This window comes from Actinoalloteichus caeruleus (assembly GCF_049311605.1).
Lineage (GTDB): Bacteria > Actinomycetota > Actinomycetes > Mycobacteriales > Pseudonocardiaceae > Actinoalloteichus_B > Actinoalloteichus_B caeruleus.
Window position 1 is genome coordinate 4304234 of sequence record NZ_CP186005.1, and the last position, 19438, is coordinate 4323671.

Annotated in this window: 16 protein-coding genes and 1 pseudogene; all 17 read right to left on the bottom strand. The window is 73.0% G+C overall.

The features are described from left to right. Positions 1-26: 26 nt before the first annotated feature. A complete protein-coding gene (gap, locus tag ACOJVX_RS17275) occupies positions 27-1034 on the bottom strand; it encodes a type I glyceraldehyde-3-phosphate dehydrogenase (RefSeq protein ID WP_026420094.1) in 1008 nt (335 codons plus the stop codon). 383 nt (positions 1035-1417) lie between these two features. Continuing rightward, positions 1418-2404 carry a DNA-binding protein WhiA gene (gene whiA, locus ACOJVX_RS17280; RefSeq protein WP_026420093.1) on the bottom strand — a complete coding sequence of 329 codons (987 nt, stop codon included), beginning with the start codon at positions 2402-2404 and terminating at the stop codon, positions 1418-1420. After that, positions 2395-3537 (bottom strand): gluconeogenesis factor YvcK family protein, encoded by a 1143-nt coding sequence (locus ACOJVX_RS17285; protein WP_081715632.1) that lies wholly within the window; start codon positions 3535-3537, stop codon positions 2395-2397. The genes whiA and ACOJVX_RS17285 overlap by 10 nt, the downstream gene beginning before the upstream one ends. Before the next feature lie 98 nt (positions 3538-3635). Further along, entirely contained in the window at positions 3636-4538 is a 903-nt protein-coding gene (gene rapZ / locus ACOJVX_RS17290; protein WP_245588914.1) for an RNase adapter RapZ, read from the bottom strand. Further along, a complete protein-coding gene (uvrC, locus tag ACOJVX_RS17295; protein WP_030105935.1) occupies positions 4535-6592 on the bottom strand; it encodes an excinuclease ABC subunit UvrC in 2058 nt (685 codons plus the stop codon). The genes rapZ and uvrC overlap by 4 nt, the downstream gene beginning before the upstream one ends. 70 nt (positions 6593-6662) lie before the next feature. After that, positions 6663-8045: a hypothetical protein gene (locus ACOJVX_RS17300; protein ID WP_026420090.1), complete on the bottom strand. Its 1383-nt coding sequence runs from the start codon at positions 8043-8045 to the stop codon at positions 6663-6665. Positions 8046-8335: 290 nt separating this feature from the next. Next, positions 8336-9598: a YeiH family protein gene (locus ACOJVX_RS17305; RefSeq protein ID WP_422646926.1), complete on the bottom strand. Its 1263-nt coding sequence runs from the start codon at positions 9596-9598 to the stop codon at positions 8336-8338. After that, complete coding sequence (locus ACOJVX_RS17310) at positions 9598-9750, bottom strand: hypothetical protein (protein WP_418154948.1); 153 nt, start codon at positions 9748-9750, stop codon at positions 9598-9600. The genes ACOJVX_RS17305 and ACOJVX_RS17310 overlap by 1 nt, the downstream gene beginning before the upstream one ends. Before the next feature lie 177 nt (positions 9751-9927). Continuing rightward, positions 9928-10158 carry a putative leader peptide gene (locus tag ACOJVX_RS17315; RefSeq protein ID WP_422646927.1) on the bottom strand — a complete coding sequence of 77 codons (231 nt, stop codon included), beginning with the start codon at positions 10156-10158 and terminating at the stop codon, positions 9928-9930. A 186-nt stretch (positions 10159-10344) separates the two neighbouring features. Then, positions 10345-10800, bottom strand: coding sequence for an HIT family protein (locus ACOJVX_RS17320; RefSeq protein ID WP_030105931.1), 456 nt, complete (start codon positions 10798-10800; stop codon positions 10345-10347). A 283-nt stretch (positions 10801-11083) separates the two neighbouring features. Beyond that, a complete protein-coding gene (locus tag ACOJVX_RS17325; protein ID WP_081715524.1) occupies positions 11084-11935 on the bottom strand; it encodes an IS3 family transposase in 852 nt (283 codons plus the stop codon). A 35-nt stretch (positions 11936-11970) separates the two neighbouring features. Beyond that, positions 11971-12303, bottom strand: a complete 333-nt coding sequence (locus ACOJVX_RS17330; protein WP_030106222.1) for a transposase — start codon at positions 12301-12303, stop codon at positions 11971-11973. Between the two features lie 726 nt (positions 12304-13029). Continuing rightward, a complete protein-coding gene (locus ACOJVX_RS17335; RefSeq protein WP_422646928.1) occupies positions 13030-14142 on the bottom strand; it encodes a glycerophosphodiester phosphodiesterase in 1113 nt (370 codons plus the stop codon). A 64-nt stretch (positions 14143-14206) separates the two neighbouring features. Beyond that, positions 14207-14461, bottom strand: coding sequence for a hypothetical protein (locus ACOJVX_RS17340; protein ID WP_418156064.1), 255 nt, complete (start codon positions 14459-14461; stop codon positions 14207-14209). Beyond that, positions 14458-14721 (bottom strand): hypothetical protein, encoded by a 264-nt coding sequence (locus tag ACOJVX_RS17345; RefSeq protein WP_026420086.1) that lies wholly within the window; start codon positions 14719-14721, stop codon positions 14458-14460. The genes ACOJVX_RS17340 and ACOJVX_RS17345 overlap by 4 nt, the downstream gene beginning before the upstream one ends. A gap of 404 nt (positions 14722-15125) precedes the next feature. Continuing rightward, on the bottom strand, positions 15126-16637 hold the full coding sequence (locus tag ACOJVX_RS17350; RefSeq protein WP_422647581.1) for a WD40 repeat domain-containing protein: 1512 nt from the start codon (positions 16635-16637) through the stop codon (positions 15126-15128). Then, positions 16635-19105: pseudogene (locus ACOJVX_RS17355) on the bottom strand (NACHT and WD repeat domain-containing protein); the annotation flags it as partial. The pseudogene ACOJVX_RS17355 and the gene ACOJVX_RS17350, both read right to left, overlap by 3 nt. Between the last annotated feature and the right edge of the window lie 333 nt (positions 19106-19438).

Genomic DNA, 19438 nt, shown 5'->3' on the forward strand with positions numbered 1-19438 from the left:
TCCCACCCCTCGCTCGCGCGCGCCGGTCAGGCCAGCTTCGAGCCGACCAGGGCGGTCAGGTCCACCAGGCGGTTGGAGTAGCCCCACTCGTTGTCGTACCAGCCGACGACCTTGACCTGGTTGCCGATGACCTTGGTCAGCGGCGCGTCGTAGATGCAGGAGGCCGGGTCGGTGACGATGTCGGTGGAGACGATCGGGTCCTCGCTGTAGCGGAGGATGCCGGCCAGCGGGCCGTCGGCCGCGGCCTTGAACGCGGCGTTGACCTCGTCGACCGAGGTCTCCCGGCCCACCGTCACCGTCAGGTCGGTGGCGGAGCCGGTCGGCACCGGGACGCGCACGGCGTAGCCGTCGAGCTTGCCGTTGAGCTCCGGCAGCACCAGGCCGATGGCCTTGGCGGCGCCGGTGCTGGTCGGCACCAGGTTGACGGCGGCCGCGCGGGCGCGACGCAGGTCCTTGTGCGGCGCGTCCTGGAGGTTCTGGTCCTGGGTGTAGGCGTGGATGGTGGTCATCAGACCCTGCTCCACGGTGAAGGTGTCGTGCAGGACCTTCGCCAGCGGCGCGAGGCAGTTGGTGGTGCAGGAGGCGTTGGAGATGACGCTCTGCGACCCGTCGTACTTGTCGTCGTTCGCGCCGAGGACGACGGTCAGGTCCTCGCCCTTGGCCGGGGCCGAGATGATGACCTTCTTCGCGCCACCCTCGTCGATGTGCTTCCTGGCGTCGTCGGCCTTGGTGAAGAAGCCGGTCGACTCGACGACCACGTCGACGCCCAGGTCCTTCCAGGGCAGCTTGCCCGGGTCGCGCTCGGCGAGCGCCTTGATGGTGGTGTCACCCACCTTGATGCCCTCGTCGGTGACGCTGACCTCCTCGCTCAGCCTGCCGAGGACGCTGTCGTACTTGAGGAGGTGGGCCATCGTCGCCACGTCGCCGAGGTCGTTGAAGGCGACGATCTCGATGTCCTGGCCGCTGGCCTGGGCGGCGCGCCAGAAGTTGCGCCCGATGCGCCCGAAACCGTTGACACCTACGCGAACCGTCACGGTACGTCTCCTCGCTACTCGGACCGGCGCAGCCCTTCGCCGCACTGGCCGGTGGGCATGATGAAGGTTGGCCACGTTGCCGAGCGCCACCCTAGCGCCCAACAGCCGACCAAGGTCACACGGACCGGCGTTCGACTTGATCGAACCAGTCCACCGTAACCGGCGGAGTTCGCCGCCGGCCGACCCGGTCCCAGCGGCGTCCGGTGCGTCCCGGGAAGGCGACCGCTCGTCGGCGGGGTCGACCGCCGGAGTCGGGCGGGAGGTCCCGGTGGGCTCGCCCCCGAGGGGCACCGCGTACTCGACGCCCCGGCGCCGCCATCGAGGCTACGCCCGCCGGCGGTCCCGCCGGCGGTTCGCGGCCGCGCCGAGGGGGCCCCGGCGCCTCAGGCGTCGACCTCCAACATCTCCTGGGTGACGGCGGAGTCCGTTCCGGGCACCCCCAGATCCCTGGCGCGCTTGTCGGCCATCGCCAACAGGCGGCGGATGCGGCCGGCGACGGCGTCCTTGGTCATCGGGGGTTCGGCCAGCTGGCCGAGCTCCTCCAGCGAGGCCTGCCGGTGGCTCAGCCGGAGCTGCCCGGCCACCACCAGGTGGTCGGGGGCGTCGTCGCCCAGCAGCTCGATCGCCCGCTCCACCTTGGCGGCCGCCGCCACCGCGGCCCGGGCGGACCGCCGGAGGTTGGCGTCGTCGAAGTTCGCCAGCCGGTTGGCGGTGGCCCGCACCTCGCGGCGCATCCGCCGTTCCTCCCACGCGAGCACGCTGGCGTGGGCTCCCAGCCTGGTGAGCAGGGCGCCGATCGCGTCGCCGTCCCGGACCACGACCCGGTCCGCCCCCCTGACCTCGCGCGAGCGGGCCTGCACGTTCAGCCGCCGGGCGGCGCCCACCAGGGCCAGTGCCGCCTCCGGCCCCGGGCAGGTGACCTCCATCGCGGAGGACCGACCGGGCTCGGTGAGGGACCCGTGGGCGAGGAAGGCCCCGCGCAACGCGGCCTCGGCGTCGCAGGCACCGCCGGAGACGACGTGCACGGGGAGGCCCCGCACCGGCCGGCCCCGGGAGTCCAGCAGGCCGGTCTGCCGTGCCAGCCCCTCACCGTCCTTGACCACCCGCGCGACGTACCGGGTGCCCTTGCGCAGCCCTCCGGACGTCATCACCTGGAGTTCGGCCGTGTAGCCGTAGAGCTCGTGGATCTCCTTCCGGAGCCTGCGGGCCACCGAGCCGGTGTCGACCTCCGCCTCGACGACCACCCGGCCGGCCACGATGTGCAGGCCGCCGGAGAATCTCAGCAGCGCGGACACCTCGGCACGACGACAGCAGGTCTTCGTCACCACCAGGCGACTGAGTTCGTCCTTGACCGCCGCGGTCATCGCCACCGCTCGTCCTCCTCGTCTGCGCGCGCCGCCGGTCCGCTGGGCTGACCGCACAGGTCAGCCGGCCCGGCAAGCCCAAACCGGTCCAGGTCGGCGACGCCCTCGGCGCCACCGGAGTGCTCCACGGTCCGGTCCGCCACGCCGATCGCCGCGGCGAGCGCGGCACCCAGCGCGGCCGGGTCGTGCCGGTCCGGAGCGTCGTCGTCGGCGACCCGTCTCAGGTGCGTGGTGCCGCCCAGTTCGCCGGTGGCGCGACGCAGTCGGTCGGGCGTCGGCACCGAGTCGATGTCGGCGATGACGTCGTCCACCCGCAGACGCGGAGCATGTTCGGAGAGTACGTGCAGGTGCTGCTCGGGCGAGAAACCGGCCGTCTCACCCGGTTGGGGGACAAGGTTCAGGACGAGGACCTTACGGGCGGTGGTCGTCAGCAGGGCGTCGTGCAGCTCGGGGAGCAGCAGATGCGGCAGTACGCTGGTAAACCACGATCCCGGGCCGAGGATGACGACATCCGCGGAGTGCACCGCGTGTACCGCTTCCGGGCAGGCCGTGAGCCGTCCGTCAGGATCGGCCACGTTGCGCAACCACACCCTTTTCACCCGACCGGGGGTAGTCGCCACGGCGACCTGACCCCGGATCCGCCGGAGCCGGTGCGGGTTGTCCGACAGTCCGGACACCTCGGCCTCGATGTCGAGCGGTTCGGTGGACATCGGCAGGACCCGGGCCCGCACGCCGAGCAGCCGTCGAACGTGGTCCAGCACGGCCACCGGGTCGCCGAGGACCTCCAGCAGTCCGGCGATGAGCAGGTTGCCCACGGCATGCCCGGCCAGGGCGCCACTCCCGCCGAACCGGTGGCCGAAGACGCGGGACCACAGCTGCCCGTCCGGTCCGTCGGGTGCCAGCGCCTCCAGAGCCTTCCGCAGGTCCCCCGGGGGCAGCAGGCCCAGTTCCCTGCGGAGCCGACCGGACGAGCCACCGTCGTCGGCGACGGTGACCACCGCCGTCACCCGCGGGGTCACCCCGCGCAGCGCGGCCAGCGTGGCCTGGAGGCCGTGGCCCCCGCCGAGCGCGACCACTCGCGGTGGCCGGGACCAACCGGCTCCGGCGTCGTTCGTCCGTGCCTCGGGCACTGTCGTCATACTCTCGAAGGTCCTCGCTGACATGGGCCGAGCCGGCCGCGACCGGGCCCGGCCCTACCGGGTGGCGATGCCGCGAGCACCCCCCGTCGTCGTGGGGCCTACTCGCGGCCGAGGTCCCGGTGTACCACGGTCACCGCCATCCCGTCCTCGGTGGCCAACCGGCCGGCCAGTTCCTCGGACAGGGCCACGCTGCGGTGCTTCCCCCCCGTGCACCCGACCGCCAGTGTGAGATACCGCTTGCCCTCCCGCCGGTAACCGGCCCCGACCAGCCGCAACAGTTCGTGGTATCGCTCCAGGAACTCCTCAGCCCCCTCCTGGCCCAGCACGTAGTTGCGCACGTCGGCGTCCTGCCCGGTGAACTCGCGCAGCTCGGGGATCCAGAACGGGTTGGGCAGGAAGCGGACGTCCATCACGAGGTCGGCGTCCATCGGCAGCCCGTACTTGTAGCCGAAGGACAGCACGGTGACCCGGGTGTGCGTGCTGGCCTCGGTGCCGAAGGTGTCCTCGATCTTGGCCCGCAACTGGTGGACCGAGAGCGCACTGGTGTCCAGGACCAGGTCGGCCTCGGCCCGCAGCCGGGCGAGCAGCGCCCGCTCGGCGGTGATGCCGTCGACCAGCCGCCCGTCGCCCTGCATCGGGTGGCCGCGCCGCACCTGCTCGAAGCGGCGCACCAGCACCGCGTCCGTCGCCTCCAGGAACAGCACCCTCGGCTTGTAACCGCTGGCGTCGAGGTCCTTGATGACGGAGGCCAGGTCGTCGGTGAACGCGCGGCTGCGGACGTCCATGACCACCGCGACCCTGGTGATCACCGCGTTGGACCTGGCGCCCAGCTCCACCATCGTCACGATCAGCTCGGGCGGCAGGTTGTCGACCACGAACCACCCGAGGTCCTCCAGGCACTTGGCCGCGGTGCTCCGGCCCGCGCCGGAGAGCCCCGTGACCACGGCCACCTCGATGCCGGTGCCCTCCGCGCCGCCCTCGTCCACGGGTGTTGCCCTCACTTGGCTCCCCCTTCGTTCCTCTCCTGGGTGGGACGCTCCGTCCGCCCTTCCTGTTCCCCCGACAACGCGCGTCGCACCGCCTCCGCGGTGTGCCGGCCCACTCCCGGCACCCCGCTGATCTCCTCGACGCTCGCCGCCCGCAACCGGCGCAGCGAACCGAAGTGCTTCAGCAGCGCGGTCCGTCTGGCCTGGCCCAACCCCGGGATGTCGTCCAGCTCCGACCTGGTCATCCTGGACGACCGCTTCTGCCGGTGGTAGGCGATGGCGAAGCGGTGCGCCTCGTCGCGGACCCGCTGCAACAGGTACAGGGCCTCACTGGTCCTCGGCAGGATCACCGGGTCCGGTTCGCCGGCCACCCAGACCTCCTCCAGGCGCTTGGCCAGCCCGACGACGGCGACGTCGGTGATCCCGAGGTCGGCGAGCACGTCGGCCGCGGCGTTCGCCTGCGGCCCGGCACCGTCGACCACCAGCAGGTTCGGCGGGTACGCGAAGCGTCGTGGCCGGCCCGTCTCGGGGTCGACGCCGGCGGGGGTGCCCGTGTCGGACCCGGTGGCCGAGGCCCCACCCAGGGTCTCGGCCACCGCGTCCTCGGTGACCCGGCGTTCGTCGGCGTCCTGGCGCTCACCGTCGCTCCGGAAGCGGGCGAACCTGCGTCGGGTGACCTCCGCGATGGAGGCCACGTCCCCGCCCTCGGCGCCCTCCCGCACGGCGAACCGACGGTAGTCCGACTTGCGGGGCACCCCGTCCTCGAAGACGACGAGGGAGGCGACGACGTCGCTGCCCTGGACGTGGCTGACGTCGACGCACTCGATGCGCAGCGGGGCGCTGTCGAGCGCGAGGCCGTCCTGGAGTTCCTGGAGCGCGGCGGACCGGGCGGTCAGGTCGCCGGCCCTCCGCAGCTTGTGCTGCGCGAACGCCTCCGCCGCGTTGCGGGCGACCGTCTCCATCAACGCCCGTTTGTCCCCGCGTTGGGGGACCCGGAGGCGCACGCGCCCCCCGCGCAGCCCGCTCAACCACTCGGTGACGGCCTCGGCGTCGGCGGGCAGCTCGGGAACCAGCACCTCGCGGGGGACGGCCGCCGCGTCCGAGTCGGTGTCGGTCACCTCCACGAGCGTCGCCTGCTCGCCGTAGAACTGGCTGAGGAACCGCTCGACCAGGGCCGGGGTGTCGGTGGCCTCGACCTTGTCGATCACCCAACCCCGCTGGCCCCGGACCCGCCCGCCCCGGACGTGGAAGATCTGGACCGCCGCCGCCAGCTCGTCCTGGGCGAAGGCGATGACGTCGGCGTCCGTGCCGTCACCCAGGACGACGGCCTGCTTCTCCATCGCCCGCCGCAGCGCACCCAGGTCGTCGCGCAGTCGGGCCGCGCGTTCGAACTCCAGGCCCTCGGCCGCCTCGCCCATCTCCCGCTCCAGACGGCGGATCATGGTGTCGGTGCGGCCGCCGAGGAAGTCGCAGAAGTCGTCGACGATGTCACGGTGCTCCTCGGGGGTGACCCGTCCCACGCACGGAGCGGAGCACTTGCCGATGTACCCGAGCAGGCAGGGGCGCCCGATCTGCTGGTGGCGCCGCAGGACCCCCGCCGAGCAGGTCCGCGCGGGGAAGACCCGTAGCAGCATGTCGAGGGTCTCGCGGATCGCCCAGGCGTGCGCGTACGGACCGAAGTAGCGGACTCCCCTGCGACGCGGCCCCCGGTAGACCAGGAGCCGGGGCAGCTCCTCGTTCATGGTGACGGCGAGCACCGGGTATGACTTGTCGTCCCGGTAGCGGACGTTGAACCGGGGGTCGAACTCCTTGATCCAGGAGTACTCGAGCTGGAGCGCCTCCACCTCGGTGCTGACCACGGTCCACTCGACGGAACCCGCCGAGGTGACCATCTGGCGTGTGCGGGGGTGCAGGCCGGTGAGGTCGGCGAAGTAGGAGGACAGGCGGGAGCGCAGGCTCTTCGCCTTCCCCACGTAGATGACCCGGCCGTGCTCGTCGCGGAACTTGTAGACGCCAGGCGCGTCCGGGATGGAACCCGGCTGAGGACGGTAGGTCGACGGGTCGGCCATTCACCCAAGGTTACGGCCACCCTCCGACAACTCCGAACCGGCTGGTGAGTGCCGGGCGGGCTCCACCCGGTCAGGTCTCCGAGCGCAGCACCGCGTCCCGCAGCCGTGCCAGCGCCTCGGGGGGCGCCGGGCGGGCGGGGTCCGCCGAACTGGCATGGGCGCTGCGCACCACCAGGTCGTGACGGACCGTGGTGGCGGTCGTGACGAACTCGACGGTGTCGGCTCCGCTGTTGGCCAGGGCCACCGGCTCGCCGGTGAGCCGGGGTCCGACCAGGCGGCCCGGGTCGGGGCGGCCGAGTTCGTCGTCCAGGGCACGCGCCGTCTCCTCGTCCGGCATCACCACCTCGGCGAGGAGCACGTCGACCGGCGCTCCGTCGACCTCTCCGCGGTACACCGTCCGGTCCAGGCGCTCGCACGGGTTCCTGGTGAAGAACTCCCGCAGCCCGTCGGTGGCGTGTTCGCCGCAGTCGTTGTTGGTGGCGACGGCGATGACGTTGAACTGCTGCCCGTCGACCTGGGCGGTCTCGCCGATCCGTACCGGTGCGGCGGCGTCCTCGTCGGATGACCCGAACCAGGACAGGACGCCGGTGACACCGCTGACCAGCCAGACGATGAAGGCGATGGCCACGATGGCCGGGATGAGGATGGCGGGGACCACCAGCAGCTCGGGCCGGACGAACCGGCGCAGGCCGGCCAGCGGCAGGTCCTTCTCCGCCTCCTCGACGGGGTCCGGCTCCCCCCGATCGGGTTTCTCCGCTGGTCCCCCGCCCTCGGCCGGCTCCGACCGGGTCTCGGTGACCGCGCGGACGTCGTCACGTCCTCGGCCGTCGAAGTCGTCGGGGGCGAGCTGGTGGTCCTGGGGCATGTCGAAGTGCAGGTGCAGCGAACGCAGGACCTCCCGGACGTCCTCGGCGTCCCACACCCCGCGGCCGCCGGCCTGCCGGGCCACCGCCTTGGCGATGGCGGCGGAGTCGGCCACGCACACCGCGTAGTGGCCGAGGCGGCGCACCGAGCGCGGCTGGCGGACGCGGAGACCGGGGCCGGCCACGCAGACCAGCCCGCGGACCGGCAGATCCGCGAGGCCGTGCCGCCGGAGGTGGTCGCGGAGGGCGAACACCATCCTCGTCACGCGTTCCCCCGGGTTGCGGTCGACCTCGTCGCCCAGTCCGGAGTCCATGCCGTCCACGGTCCAGGGCCCGGTCAGCTCCACCCGCAGTTCGCCCCGCCGGTACCAGGGCAGTGATCGGAACTCCACCACCAACAGGGCACCGGGTGTGAACAGCAGCGCGGGCACGACGAGGTCCGGTTCGCCGCCGGCGGCGGGAACGAGCACCTCGAAGTACGCCACGCCGGGTGGGCCGAGGTCAGGACTGATCTCCAACAACCGTTGTCGGAACCACGAGCCGGACGTGCTGGTCAGCGGTTTCGCCCGCTGAGTACCGACGACCCACATGCCGCCTCCTGCACCCTCCGCAGTCAACCGGCAACCTAACGCACGAAAGGAACGAAAGGAACGCTCAGCGGGGGAAACACCGGGACGGAGGGGGATGCTCACTCGCTCAGACCAGTTGGGGTGGAACGACGTCTCACCCTGGGTCAGGAGGAGACCGGTCCTCGCCCTTCGAACGGGAGAGCGCCGCCCGCCCGGGTCGTTCCCGCTCACTCCCCGCCGGGAACACCCCCCTCCAGGGGTGCTCCCGGCGCTCGGGCGCTCCGGTCGCGACCCAGCCGGGCGTTCCGGTGTCAGCCGACCTCGACGCCCCGGAACAACAGCAGCGCCAGCCCGAGACCGACCACGAGGTTGACCAGCGTGGCCCCCGCGAAGACACCGACGGGACGCCACCCGGCGCTCCGCAGCGAGTCGAGCCGGAACTCCAGCCCGATGCTGACGAACGCCAGGATCAGGAACCAGTCGCGCAGGTCGTTGGCCACCCCGACCACGTCACCACCGGTGGTGGGGTTGATCCAGGTCAGGTAGGTGGTGGTCAGGACCGAGGCGGCGACGAACCCGAGGACGAACTTGGGGAACCGCCGCCACAGCTCGCCCGCGCGGGGCGCGGCGGCCCCTGGCCGCCGTTCCACCCTGACCGCGAAGTAGACGGTCAACGCGACGGCCACCACCCCCATGAGGGCGTTCTGCGTGACCTTGACGATGCTGGCGATCTGGAGTGGGCCCTCACCGGCGATGGCACCGGCCGCGCTGACGGCGGCCGTGGTGTCGATGTTGCCGCCGATCCAGGCGCCGGTCACCGCCTCGCTGAGACCGAGCGCCCCCGCGGCCCACGGCAGCAGGAAGATGGAGGGCAGCGCGAAGAGGATCACCAGACCGCTGACGTAGGCCAGCTGTTCCCTGCGGGCCTGGACCGCGCCGGCGGCGGCGATGGCCGCGCTGACCCCGCAGATCGACACCGCGCTCGCGAGCAGGGCCCGCAGCCGGTCATCGAGGCCGAGACGGCCAGCCAACCACCAGGTGAAGAGGAAGACCGCGCTGATCAGCAGCAGCGCCTGGAGGATCGCCGGGCCGGCAGCACTGACGATGAGTCCGAGGTTGACCGACGCGCCGAGCAGGACGAGTCCGGTCTTGATGAGGAACTCGGTGCGGAAGGCGAGGGCCATCCGGTTCCGCGCTCCCGTGATGCCCAGCGCCAGGTTGCCCAGCAGGCCGAGGGCGATCGCGTACACCGGGTACTCGATCGAGGAGGCCAGGTCGGCGAGGGCGGTGTCCGCGAGCAGGGTGGGGACGTTGTCCTCCAGCAGCCGCACCGAGGCCGCGAGCGCCAGCAGCACCAGCAGACCCAGGGCGGTCCAGAGGACGGTGTCGGAGGTGGGCCTGGTGGCGGGGGCCGGGTCGTCGCCCTGCCCGCCCTCCCCCGCGGCGGCCGGGGCTCCGGGTGTTGGCCCGTCCGGCCGGGACGTCCCGTCGTCCGGGGCGGTGGCGGGAGCCCCCGCGATCGGCGTGCTCGCCGGCTCTGGTGATTGGTCGTCGGTGTCGCGGGTGACGCTCATCAGGGCACCAGTCCTTCGGGGATCACGCCGGTGAGCACGAGGACGAGCAACACGAGACCGAGCAGGGTCGCGGCCCAGTCCTCGTCCACCCGCCACCGGCGGCGTCGGGCTCCGGCGACCGGTGCGGGCGGAGGGGGGTTCTCCTGGTTCATGTCAGGACCTCGGGTGGTCGGCGCCCGACCCGTCCGGTCGGACGTGGGCGGCGGTGGGGGCGCGCGTGGTGACCGGCCCGAGGGCGCACGGCGGGGGACCGGGGCACGGCGAGGAGGACGACGCGGCGGGCGGTGGTGGTCCGTCCACCCGGGACGGTCGAGGTGAGGGGAGAGGTGTCAGCGCTCGTGATGACAGAGCGCGCTGGCCACGCGCATCAGATCGACGGCGAGGCGGGCCACCAGCGGAACGGGCCGCGACATGCGGACAAGCCTGCCCCGTCTCCTCGGGGCGCTCAAGACCGTATCGCCTGGTGGAATGACGGCGGACCAACCAGGCGGGCGACGTGGGTGCGCGTCGGCGGTGGCCGACCGGACCCGTCGAGGGCCGCCCGGACCGTCGCCGGCCATGCGGGCAGGGGGATGCGGCCCCCGTGCCCGGAACCGGTCTCGGCGAGGGGCGCGGACCTCGCCGGGCGCGACCGTTGACCGCGTGCTCCTGGGGCGTCGCGGCGGCCGCGCGGGACCGGCGGCGCGTTCCCCTCGGCACCGGCGCGCCGGCCGAGCTGGCCCCCGGGCCCGACGGGATCGCGGTGCCTAGGCCCGGCTCTCGCCGTGCTCGGCGTTGAGGGCGTCCCGGATCCGTCCCGCCATCAGGTCGAGGGTGGCGCGGTGCGGCTGCCGGCGGTTGGCGTGCAGCCGGACACCGTCGCGCACGGTGCGGGGGATGACGTGGAGGTGCACGTGGAACACCTCCTGGAACGCGACGGCTCCGTCCGCCAGCAGCAGGTTCACGCCCTCGCAGGGCAGCGGTCCGGCACGGAGCCCGCGCGCGATCCGGTGCGCCGTGCGGAACAGGTGCGCGCCCAGTTCCTCGTCCAGGTCCGCGAGGCCTGGGGCGTGTTCCCTCGGGACCACCAACAGGTGCCCCGGCGTGAACGGGAGGATGTCCAGGAAGGCGAGGACGAGGTCGTCCTGGTACACGACACTGGACTCCGCGGTACCGGCGACGATGTCACAGAACGCGCAGTCGGTTCCCTGTCCGCTAGTCATGGGGTCCACTGTGCCGGCAACGGGCCCTCGAATGAAGGCATCCAGGCCGACGGACGGTGCCCGTTCGGGAACCCCGGGTCACGCCGCTCCCACCGCGCCGCTCCCCGCCCGGCTCCCACGGCGGTACGCCGCCTCCGCCGTCCGGTGGAGGGGACACCGGCCGGGTGCCACCCGACCGACGGGTTCCGGGCCCCGCGACTACGACGTCCGGGGGACTTTCGCGGAAGTCGGAGTGGACCGCCCCGGTGGTGTTGGAGGCCGTGCCTCCCACGCTCGTGTGCGTTCAGACCGCTGTGGCCTGTCGCCAGTGTCGTTCCTCGTACTCCAACGGTGGCCTATTCCCACACCAACTATGCAGCCTGTGGTGATTGTACCAGTGAATCCACTCCGCAGTAGCAGCGCGGACGTCCGCAACCCCCTTCCACGGGCCTTTCCGGTAAATCAGCTCCTTCTTGTACAACGCGTTGACCGACTCCGCCAGCGCATTATCGTAGGAATCACCCCGACGCCCAACCGACCGCGCGATCCCCGACCGGCTCAACCGCTGACTGTAACGCAACGCCGTGTACTGCACCCCCCGGTCGGAATGAGCCACCAAACCAGGAGACAGACGACTCCTCCGCGCCCACAGCGCCATATCCAACGCATCCAACGCCAGCGACGTATCAGCGGTATCCGACACCTGCCACCCCACAATCGCCCGCGAGAACGCGTCCACGACCAACGCCGAATACACGAACCGACTCTCCCCGAGCCGAACGTAGGTCAGATCCGTGACCCACAACCGGTTCGGCCTCGGTGCCCGGAACACCCGCTCGACCAGGTCACCGGGCTGGCCCTCGACCTGCCCGGGCAGCATCGACCGCGGCCGGCGGGACCGGGTGACCAGCCCGGTCATGGCCTCGGACCGCATCAGCCGTTCCACGGTGCAGCGGCCCACGGTCACGCCTTGGCGGTGCAGTGCCGCCCAGACCTTGCGTGCCCCGTAGAGCCGGTGCGAGTCCTCCCAAATCCGGCGGATCACCGCAACGAGTTCCCGGTCGCGGCGGTGCCGGGCGGAGGGGTTCGTCCGTCGGTTGCGAATCGCGTAGTAGGTGGACACGCTCAGCCCTACTGTGCGGCAGGATACTTCCACGGGGAACCGGTCCCGGTGGTGGTCGACGAACTCGGTCAGCTCGGTGGGCGGGGGTCCATCTCCCGGGCGAAAAAAGCCGAGGCAGCCTTGAGGATTTCGTTGGATCGGCGGAGTTCGGCGTTTTCCCGTTCCAGCCGTGCGATCCGGTCCCGGTCCGACTCCCCGGTATTCGTGGAGTCCGCCGAGCCGGTGTGGGTGCTGGGTTCACCGCTGCGGACCCAGTACCGCAAGGCCTCGGGGTGCACTCCGAGTTGGTCGGCTACCCGGGCGATGGCTCCACGTCCGGGTCCCCACTGCCCCTCCAGTTCACGGACCATCTCCACCGCGCGTCGCCGCAACTCCTGGGGGTATTTCTTCGCGGAACCCATGCTCCTCATCCTTCCTGGGGTGCAGGGCCTCCAACAAACCCAGTACGGTCCAGAGGTTCGGCGCAACCCCGCGCACCGGGAGGTCCGTCTCCTCGACGGCAGGGTCGCATCCGCGTGTTACGCGGACGTTACCGGTGGGGTTGTTCCGTGGTGCGGTGCGTGAGGACGCGCCACACCGCGTCGACTCCGCCGGGCGAACCGATCTCGCCGGGCCCCGCAGCAGGGAGCGGGGACCGGTGGAAGGTGGGGGCGTTCGGCACCGCCGCGAGCACGGAGGAGAGTGGGTCCCTCCGCGCGGTCCGGTGCCGACGCCACCCGCTGTCCCCTGGTCGGCCCCGCTCGGCCCCGCTGGTCGGGCGGGATCACGTCCCCCTCATCCGCTCCGCGCTCGGTTCCCCGTGTCCTCACCGCCGCCCGACCCCGGTGACGGGGGCACCCGAGGGCACCGGCCAACCACCACCACGGGCGTGGGCCGGCGCGCGCTCCTGGCCGCTCTCGTCCGACGGGCACGGCAGGGGAAGTGCGGGGTGACCGCGCGGGACACCGGGTTGATGGGTCCGAACCGCCCTGTCCTCCCCTCGGCTGACCGGGGTGCGACAACCTCCGCGGCCGGTCCGGTGCCAACCCGGTCCCCGTGCCGCCCGGCGGGTCGGGGACGAGCGGGTGACCAGCGAGCCGCGGTGGTCCGGATCGTGCGGCCGGGTCGGCGGGGAGCAGCGGTGGCGGTCAGCCGGTCGGTGCCACCGGCCAGCGCCGGGTGTACGACTCCGGCAGGGGAAGGCCCCGTTCGGCCAGCACCGAACGCAACCGGTCCGGGTAGTCGGTGATCAGGCCGTCCACCCCGTCGTCGAGCAGTTTGCGCATGGTCGCCTGGTCGTTGACCGTCCACGGCACGACCCGCAGGCCGGCGGCGTGCGCCTCCTCCACCAGCTCCCGGGTGGTGAAGGGCTGGTAGTCGGGGTCGTCCACCGCCCCGTTCTGCGGGTTGCCGTGCACCGGTGAGATCGCGTCGACCCCGAGCGACGCCGCCGCCCGGACGACGCTGCCGTCGAAGTCGTCGATGTCCAGGCCGCCGAGCCAGGGCGAGGGACCGCCGTCCGGGGCGCGGAGGAACTCGGGCTGGGTGAGGGCGACCAGCCGCAGTCGGGGTTCCACCCGGGCCATCAGCATGAGCGCGCCCCAGTCGAAGCTCTGCACCGTCACGTTGTCGAGGAAACCGGACCGTCGGATCTCGCGGGCGGCGACCCGCACGAACTCGGCCCGGGGCGCGGTCTCGTGCGGTGCGGCCGCCTCGACCTTCGTCTCGATGTTGAAACCGACGTCCCAGGCCCGGTACTGCCGGGCCAGGGCGAAGACCTCGCTCAACGTGGGCATCCTCGCGCCGGGCGAGGGCTGCTGCCCCGGGTACTCCGGCAGGGTCAGCGAGCCGCAGTCCAGGGTGCGCACCTGCGCGAACGTCAGGTCCTTGACGTACCGGCCGACGTAGGGGTAGTCGGGGTCGTCCGGTCGGACCGGACCGGTGTCCTGGCACTTGGCGGGACTGATCCGCCGGTCGTGGGTGACGACGTCCCGGCCGTCGCTGGTGATCTGGATGTCGAGTTCCAGCGTGGACACCCCGAGCTCGAGGGCGTTGGCGAAGGCGTCGAGGGTGCCCTCCACCCGCAGGCCGAGACCTCCTCGGTGGGCCTGGACGTCGAAGACGTCCTCGCTCGCCCTGGCCTCCACCGGACCCGCGTCGTGGGGGCCCGCCGTGGCGACTCCGGTGGCCGTCGCGACCGTTCCCAGGGCCAGGGTCAGCGCGACCAACGCCCGGGGGTGTCCCCGTGTCCAGCACCGCATGCTCGGCTCCCTCCCCGTCCCGTGCGGGACAAGGCTGCCTCGGCAGCGTGTCCCCGGCGTGTCCTCAGTCTGGCCGGGTGTTGAACGGGTGACTACCGACCACCGGGTGGTCCGCGACGGGAACCTCGGGCTTGCGGGACGGGTGGGGCATCGCCAGGTCGGTCCGCCCGGTGCCCCACCGGGTGGTGGGACGCCCCGCCGCGTGGGGCGGGCGGGGGAACGCCGTCACCCCGGTGCCGCCGCACAGCCCGTGGAGGTCCGGTCGGGGCGGGACCTCGTGACCGGAGCCCGCCGCGGTGGTCCCCCGTTCCCCGGTCACGCGGGTTCGAGCACGCCACCGGCCCGGAGCGGTTCCTCCCTGCCGTCGAGGTAGCGCACCACGACCCGTCCGCCGCTGGCTCGTGCCCGGTGCATCGCTCGCCCGTCGGCCACGAGTCGGCGCAGCGCCTCGGTGTAGGGGACGTTCTCGCTCTCCGCCACGCGAGCGATGGCGGCGACGGTGGTGGGGTGCAGCGACAGCGACTCGCGGGGCCCCGCTTCGGAGCAGGAAGTGGTGGCCGACTCACGGAACTGGTTCATGGCTCCCCTCAGGAGGTGGCATGGTCGCGGACCGGCGAACGGGATCCGGTCGACCGCTGGTTGACGCGGACACCCGACACGTCTCGTCGATGTGGTCCGCCCGCGTCCGGCGGCGCACCGGCGTCCACTCCGGGTCTCCCGGACCGACGCCGTCCGCGCGACGGAGGATGGGGCGTCAGCCCCCGGTCGTCGTGCGCCCTCGGGAATCGTCGGCCCTGTCGCGCGGGGAGTGCTCGGAACTCCGTCCGCCGCGCGTGATCATGGCAGCGCTGCCGAGGGACGGCAGCACGACATCATCACCGCACCCCACTTTCACCACCTTCGAGTGGTTCCAGGCCACCCACTGGAGGTAACGACGGCCCGGCCCAGGACGAGGACGCCGCCGCCGGGGCCCGGACGGCCGACTAGCAGGGTGTGTCGTCGAGGTCCGGGAACCACCGCCGCCAGTCGGATCCGAACTGGGCGTCCACCACCGTGGAGCAGAGCCGTTCCGTGGCCTGGTCCACGCTGGTCGGCCAGAGCAGGACCCGACCGTCGTCGCTGGTACTCGCCAGGGTGCGGCCGTCGGGGCTGAACGCCAGGTCGTTCACCGCCGCGTCGTGCCGGTCGAGCACCGCGTACGGCTCCCAGGTGTCGGTCCGCCAGAGCCGGATCACGGCGTCGACACCACCGACGGCGAGCAGCGAACCGTCCGGGCTGAAGGCCGTCGCCCTGGCGCCGGCGGACGTCGCGAGCTCGTGGACGAGTTCGCCTCGCCCCCAGTCCCAGACGGAGACCCGGTCGTCGGCGCGCGTGGCCGCCAACAAGGTCCCGTCCGGGCTGAAACGCAGTGTCGAGACGAGACTGGTCCCGACCACGCCCGACTGGCTGACCGCCGCTTCCCCCAGGTCACCTCGGCGTTCTCCCGTCCCGGACTCGAGCAGGGCGATGGTGCCGTCGAGCCTGCCCACCGCGAGCAGCGTGCCCCACGGGTGCAGGTCCAGGGCACCGGTCGTGCCCCGGACGTCGTGGGCGCGCAGGGCACCGGTGTCCGGATACCAGGTGAGCACTCCGGGTTCCGCCTCGTCCGGCTCGGCGACCTCGAACTGGGCGAGCGCCGTGTGCACGGCGCGCCCGTCCGGCCGGAACCTCAGCACGGCGGGTTCGCCGGGGGTGTGCGCCGGTTCCGCCGTCGACTCCTCCAGGGGCAGGGTGATCTCGGCGAGCTGCTCCCCGCTGTCCAGCTCCCACAGCCGGAGCGCGCGGTCGGTGCCGCCGGTGGCGAGGCGCCGGCCACCGGGGTCCACGGCGACGCAGTGGGGGCGCGCGGAGGGCCCCAGGTCGACGGCCCCCGTCCGCCGTCCCGTGGCGTGGTCCCACACCCGGACGCGCGCGTCGCCGGCCGTGGTGGCGAGCGTGGTCCCCGTCGGGTCGAAGTCCACGCAGCCGGCGGCGCCCTCGTGCCCGAGGAGGACGGTGCCCTGGTGGTCGTGGACCACGGCGTCCCCGGTGCCCCCGGCCCAGACCACCGCTCCGGTCGACGGGGACGACGCCAGGGCCCGCACTCCGCCCACACCCCGCGCGGTGCCCAGGACGTTCGACTCCCAGGATCCGACGACGGTCACCCGCAGTCGACCGCTCACGTGCCCGGTGACCACGATGCCGTCTCCCGGCAGGTGGCTGACAGCGGTCGCGGGATCCTCCGAGTTGTCCCGTGCGAACAGTTCGAGACCGGTGTCGACGTCCCAGTACCGGACCATCCCGTCCAGGGACGCGGTCACCAGCCGGGTGCCGTCCTCGTTGAGGGATACCCCGCTGATCGCCGCGCCGGTCGGGCGTACCCGCACCAGTTCCCGACTCCCGGGCAGGTCCCGGACCACGATCTCGCCGACGAGATCGCCGGTGGCCAGTCGGGACCCGTCCATGCTGAACGCCATCCCGGTCACCAGGTCCTCGTGCGCGGTCGCCTCGTCGACCACCTGGCCGGTGGCGGGATCGCGCAGCCGCACCACGTTGTCGGCGTCCGCGCTCGCGAGCAGGTCTCCCGAGGGCCGGTAGGCGAGCTCACTGGTCCCCGGGCCACCCCGCCAGCGCGGGTTCCCGCCGGCCGCGTCCCAGGCGGCCAGCCCACCTCCCGGGTCCAGGTCCGTGGTGACCACCTGGTCGCCGTCCGGGGACAGCACGACCCGGTAGACGCCGCTGTCGGTCACGCGGAGCCGGGTGCGTTCGGTCCGGTCCGCGACGTTCCACAGCACCACCTCCCCGCCCCCGTCGGCGGTGGCCGCGACGGTCCCGTCATCGGTGACGGCGACGTCGCTCACCGCCGCGCCCTGACCGGTCAGCGGTCCTCGTAACGGGTTCAGCACCTGGGAGAACAACGCGCTCCTCGCCTCCACGGTCGGGCTGGCCCGCCAGGCGGCGAGCGCACCCAGCTGGGCGCGACGTTGCTGGGTCGCCTCGTCGAGCGCCGCCTGGGCCGCGTACTGGCGGGACAGCGCCTCGGCGGCGAGCACCGTGGAGGTCCGCAGTTGCACCACCGCCACCCCTGCCCCGGTGAGGGCCGCCACGAGCAGGGCGACGAGGCCGACCACGACCCCCACCGTGGCCCGGTCGCGTCGCCGGTCGAGGCGGACCGACGCTCGGACGAAGTCCGCCTCGACCGGCGGCAGCCCCACCGGGGAGGGCGGGGAGGAGTCCTCGGTGGACCGGCGGCCCCGCAGCCGCCGGCCGGGTAACCGCGATCGGGGCCGCTCCCCCACCCACGCCCGCACCACCGCCAACTGGGTACCCCGCCACAACGAGTCCGGGGGCCGGCCACCGCCGTCCCAGTCGCGGGCGGCGACGGAGAGGCGGCCGCGCAGGACCAGTTCCTCGCGGTCCTCGGCGAGCCAGGCGCGCAGGCGGTCCCAGGACCGTGGCAGGACCTCATGGCTGATCTCGACCGAGTCCTCCCCCACGGTGACGAGGCGGGCCTCCACCAGGCCGTCCAGCACCTCCGGGTCCCAGGAGCCGCTGGGTTCCCACGCCTCAACCAGCTCGGCGCGCCCCCGGCGCCGCCGATGGGGTTCCGCGTCGCCGGACACGGTGACCAGCTCGGTGAACAGCGCCGGACGAGGCGCCGCTGGTCGGGGGACAGCCGTTGGTAGCAGGACTCGGCGGCGCCGCTGATCGCGCCGGAGACACCGCCGGCGTCCCGGTAGCCGGCGACGGTGAGCGTGTTCCCCTCCCGCCGCCGCCAGGTCTCCCGCAGGGCGTGCCCCAGGTGCGGGAGCGTCCCGGGTTCCCCGGACCGGTGAGCCGTCCCGAGATCCGCGAGCAGCAGGTCCACCAGGCCCGGCTCGACGCGCAACCCCACCGCCTCGGCCGGACCCAGCACGGACCGCGCCAACTCCGCTGGTCGCATGGGTTCGACCGCGAGCGTGGTCCGTTCCAGCGCGGTGAGCAGGAGGGGGTGGTCGACGCAGCGACGCACGTGGTCGGCGCGGAGCCCGACGACGGCGAGCACCGGAGCGCCACCGCCCCCGTCGTGCGCCTCGGTGAGGGCGGCCAGCGCGTCGAGGAAGCGGGCGCGGTCGACGGCGTTGGCCTGGGTGAACAGCTCCTCGGCCTGGTCGACGACGAGCAGGACGCGCCCGGTCCCGTCAGAGGTCGTGGCGTCCAGCGCACGACGCACCGAGCCGGGTTCCTCACCGAGTCGGCGTCGGATGCGGGTGACCGGCCAGTCCAGTCCCGGGGAGTCGGAGCCGGCGGCGGCCGCCGTGAGCTGTTCCGCGAGCCGGAGCAGCGGGTCCGCCCCGGGGCGGACCAGCCGGGGACGCCACCTCCGGGAACCGGGGAACGGGAGGTCACCTCGGGCGACCGCTCGGGCCAGACCCGCGCGGATCAGCGACGATTTTCCGCTGCCGGAGGGCCCGAGGACCAACACCGGTCCCCCGTTGTCCGCAGTGGCCGCGAGCCGGCCGACGAGCATGGCGGTCAACCGCTCCCGTCCGAAGAACCACCGGGCGTCGTGCGCCTCGAACGGGGCCAGGCCCGGGTACGGGCAGGGTTCGGGCGGGCAGGCGTCTCGGGAGGAACGGTCGTGGACCGGGGCGGGCGGGTGCTCGCCCTCCTCGGCGGGGGTGGGCGCGCCGGCCAGTTCGGCGCGCAGCGCGGTGAGTTCGTACAGGGACCGCTCGGTGAGCAGGATGTGCCGCCGCTGGGCGGAGGTCTGGTCGGTGAGCTGCCGCTGCATGTCGAGGAGCGCTTCCCGCGCGCCGCTGATCATCCAGTGGAACTCGCGGAACTCCGCGCCGAGGGAGAGCAGCGCCGCGACGACGTCCTGACGCGTCTCCCGGGCTTCGGCGCGCACGGCGGCTTCCAGCGCCACACCGACGGCGTCGACCGAACGGAGGACGGCGGCCATCTCCCGGCGCAGCGCCGCCGCCTCCTCACCGCCGACGGCCAGCCGGCGTTCCAGTTCGACGGCGAGCAGTTCTCGGAGGAGGTCGGGGTCCACGGCCGTGGCTCCGCCGTCGGCGGTCGTTGGCTTCCGCTCCGACTCCGGCGCGTCCTCATCGGAGTCCGCGCCTCGCGCGGCCTTCTCGGCACGTTCCCGGACGCCGGAGACGAGGTCGCTGAGGTAGTCGCTGCCGAGCCCACCGAGGAGGTCGACCAGTGCGCCCGCGACGGCTCCGCCGGCCAACCCGAGGGCGGGGGCGGCGACGGGCGCGAGGGCGCAGGCGGTCAGGGTCGCCGC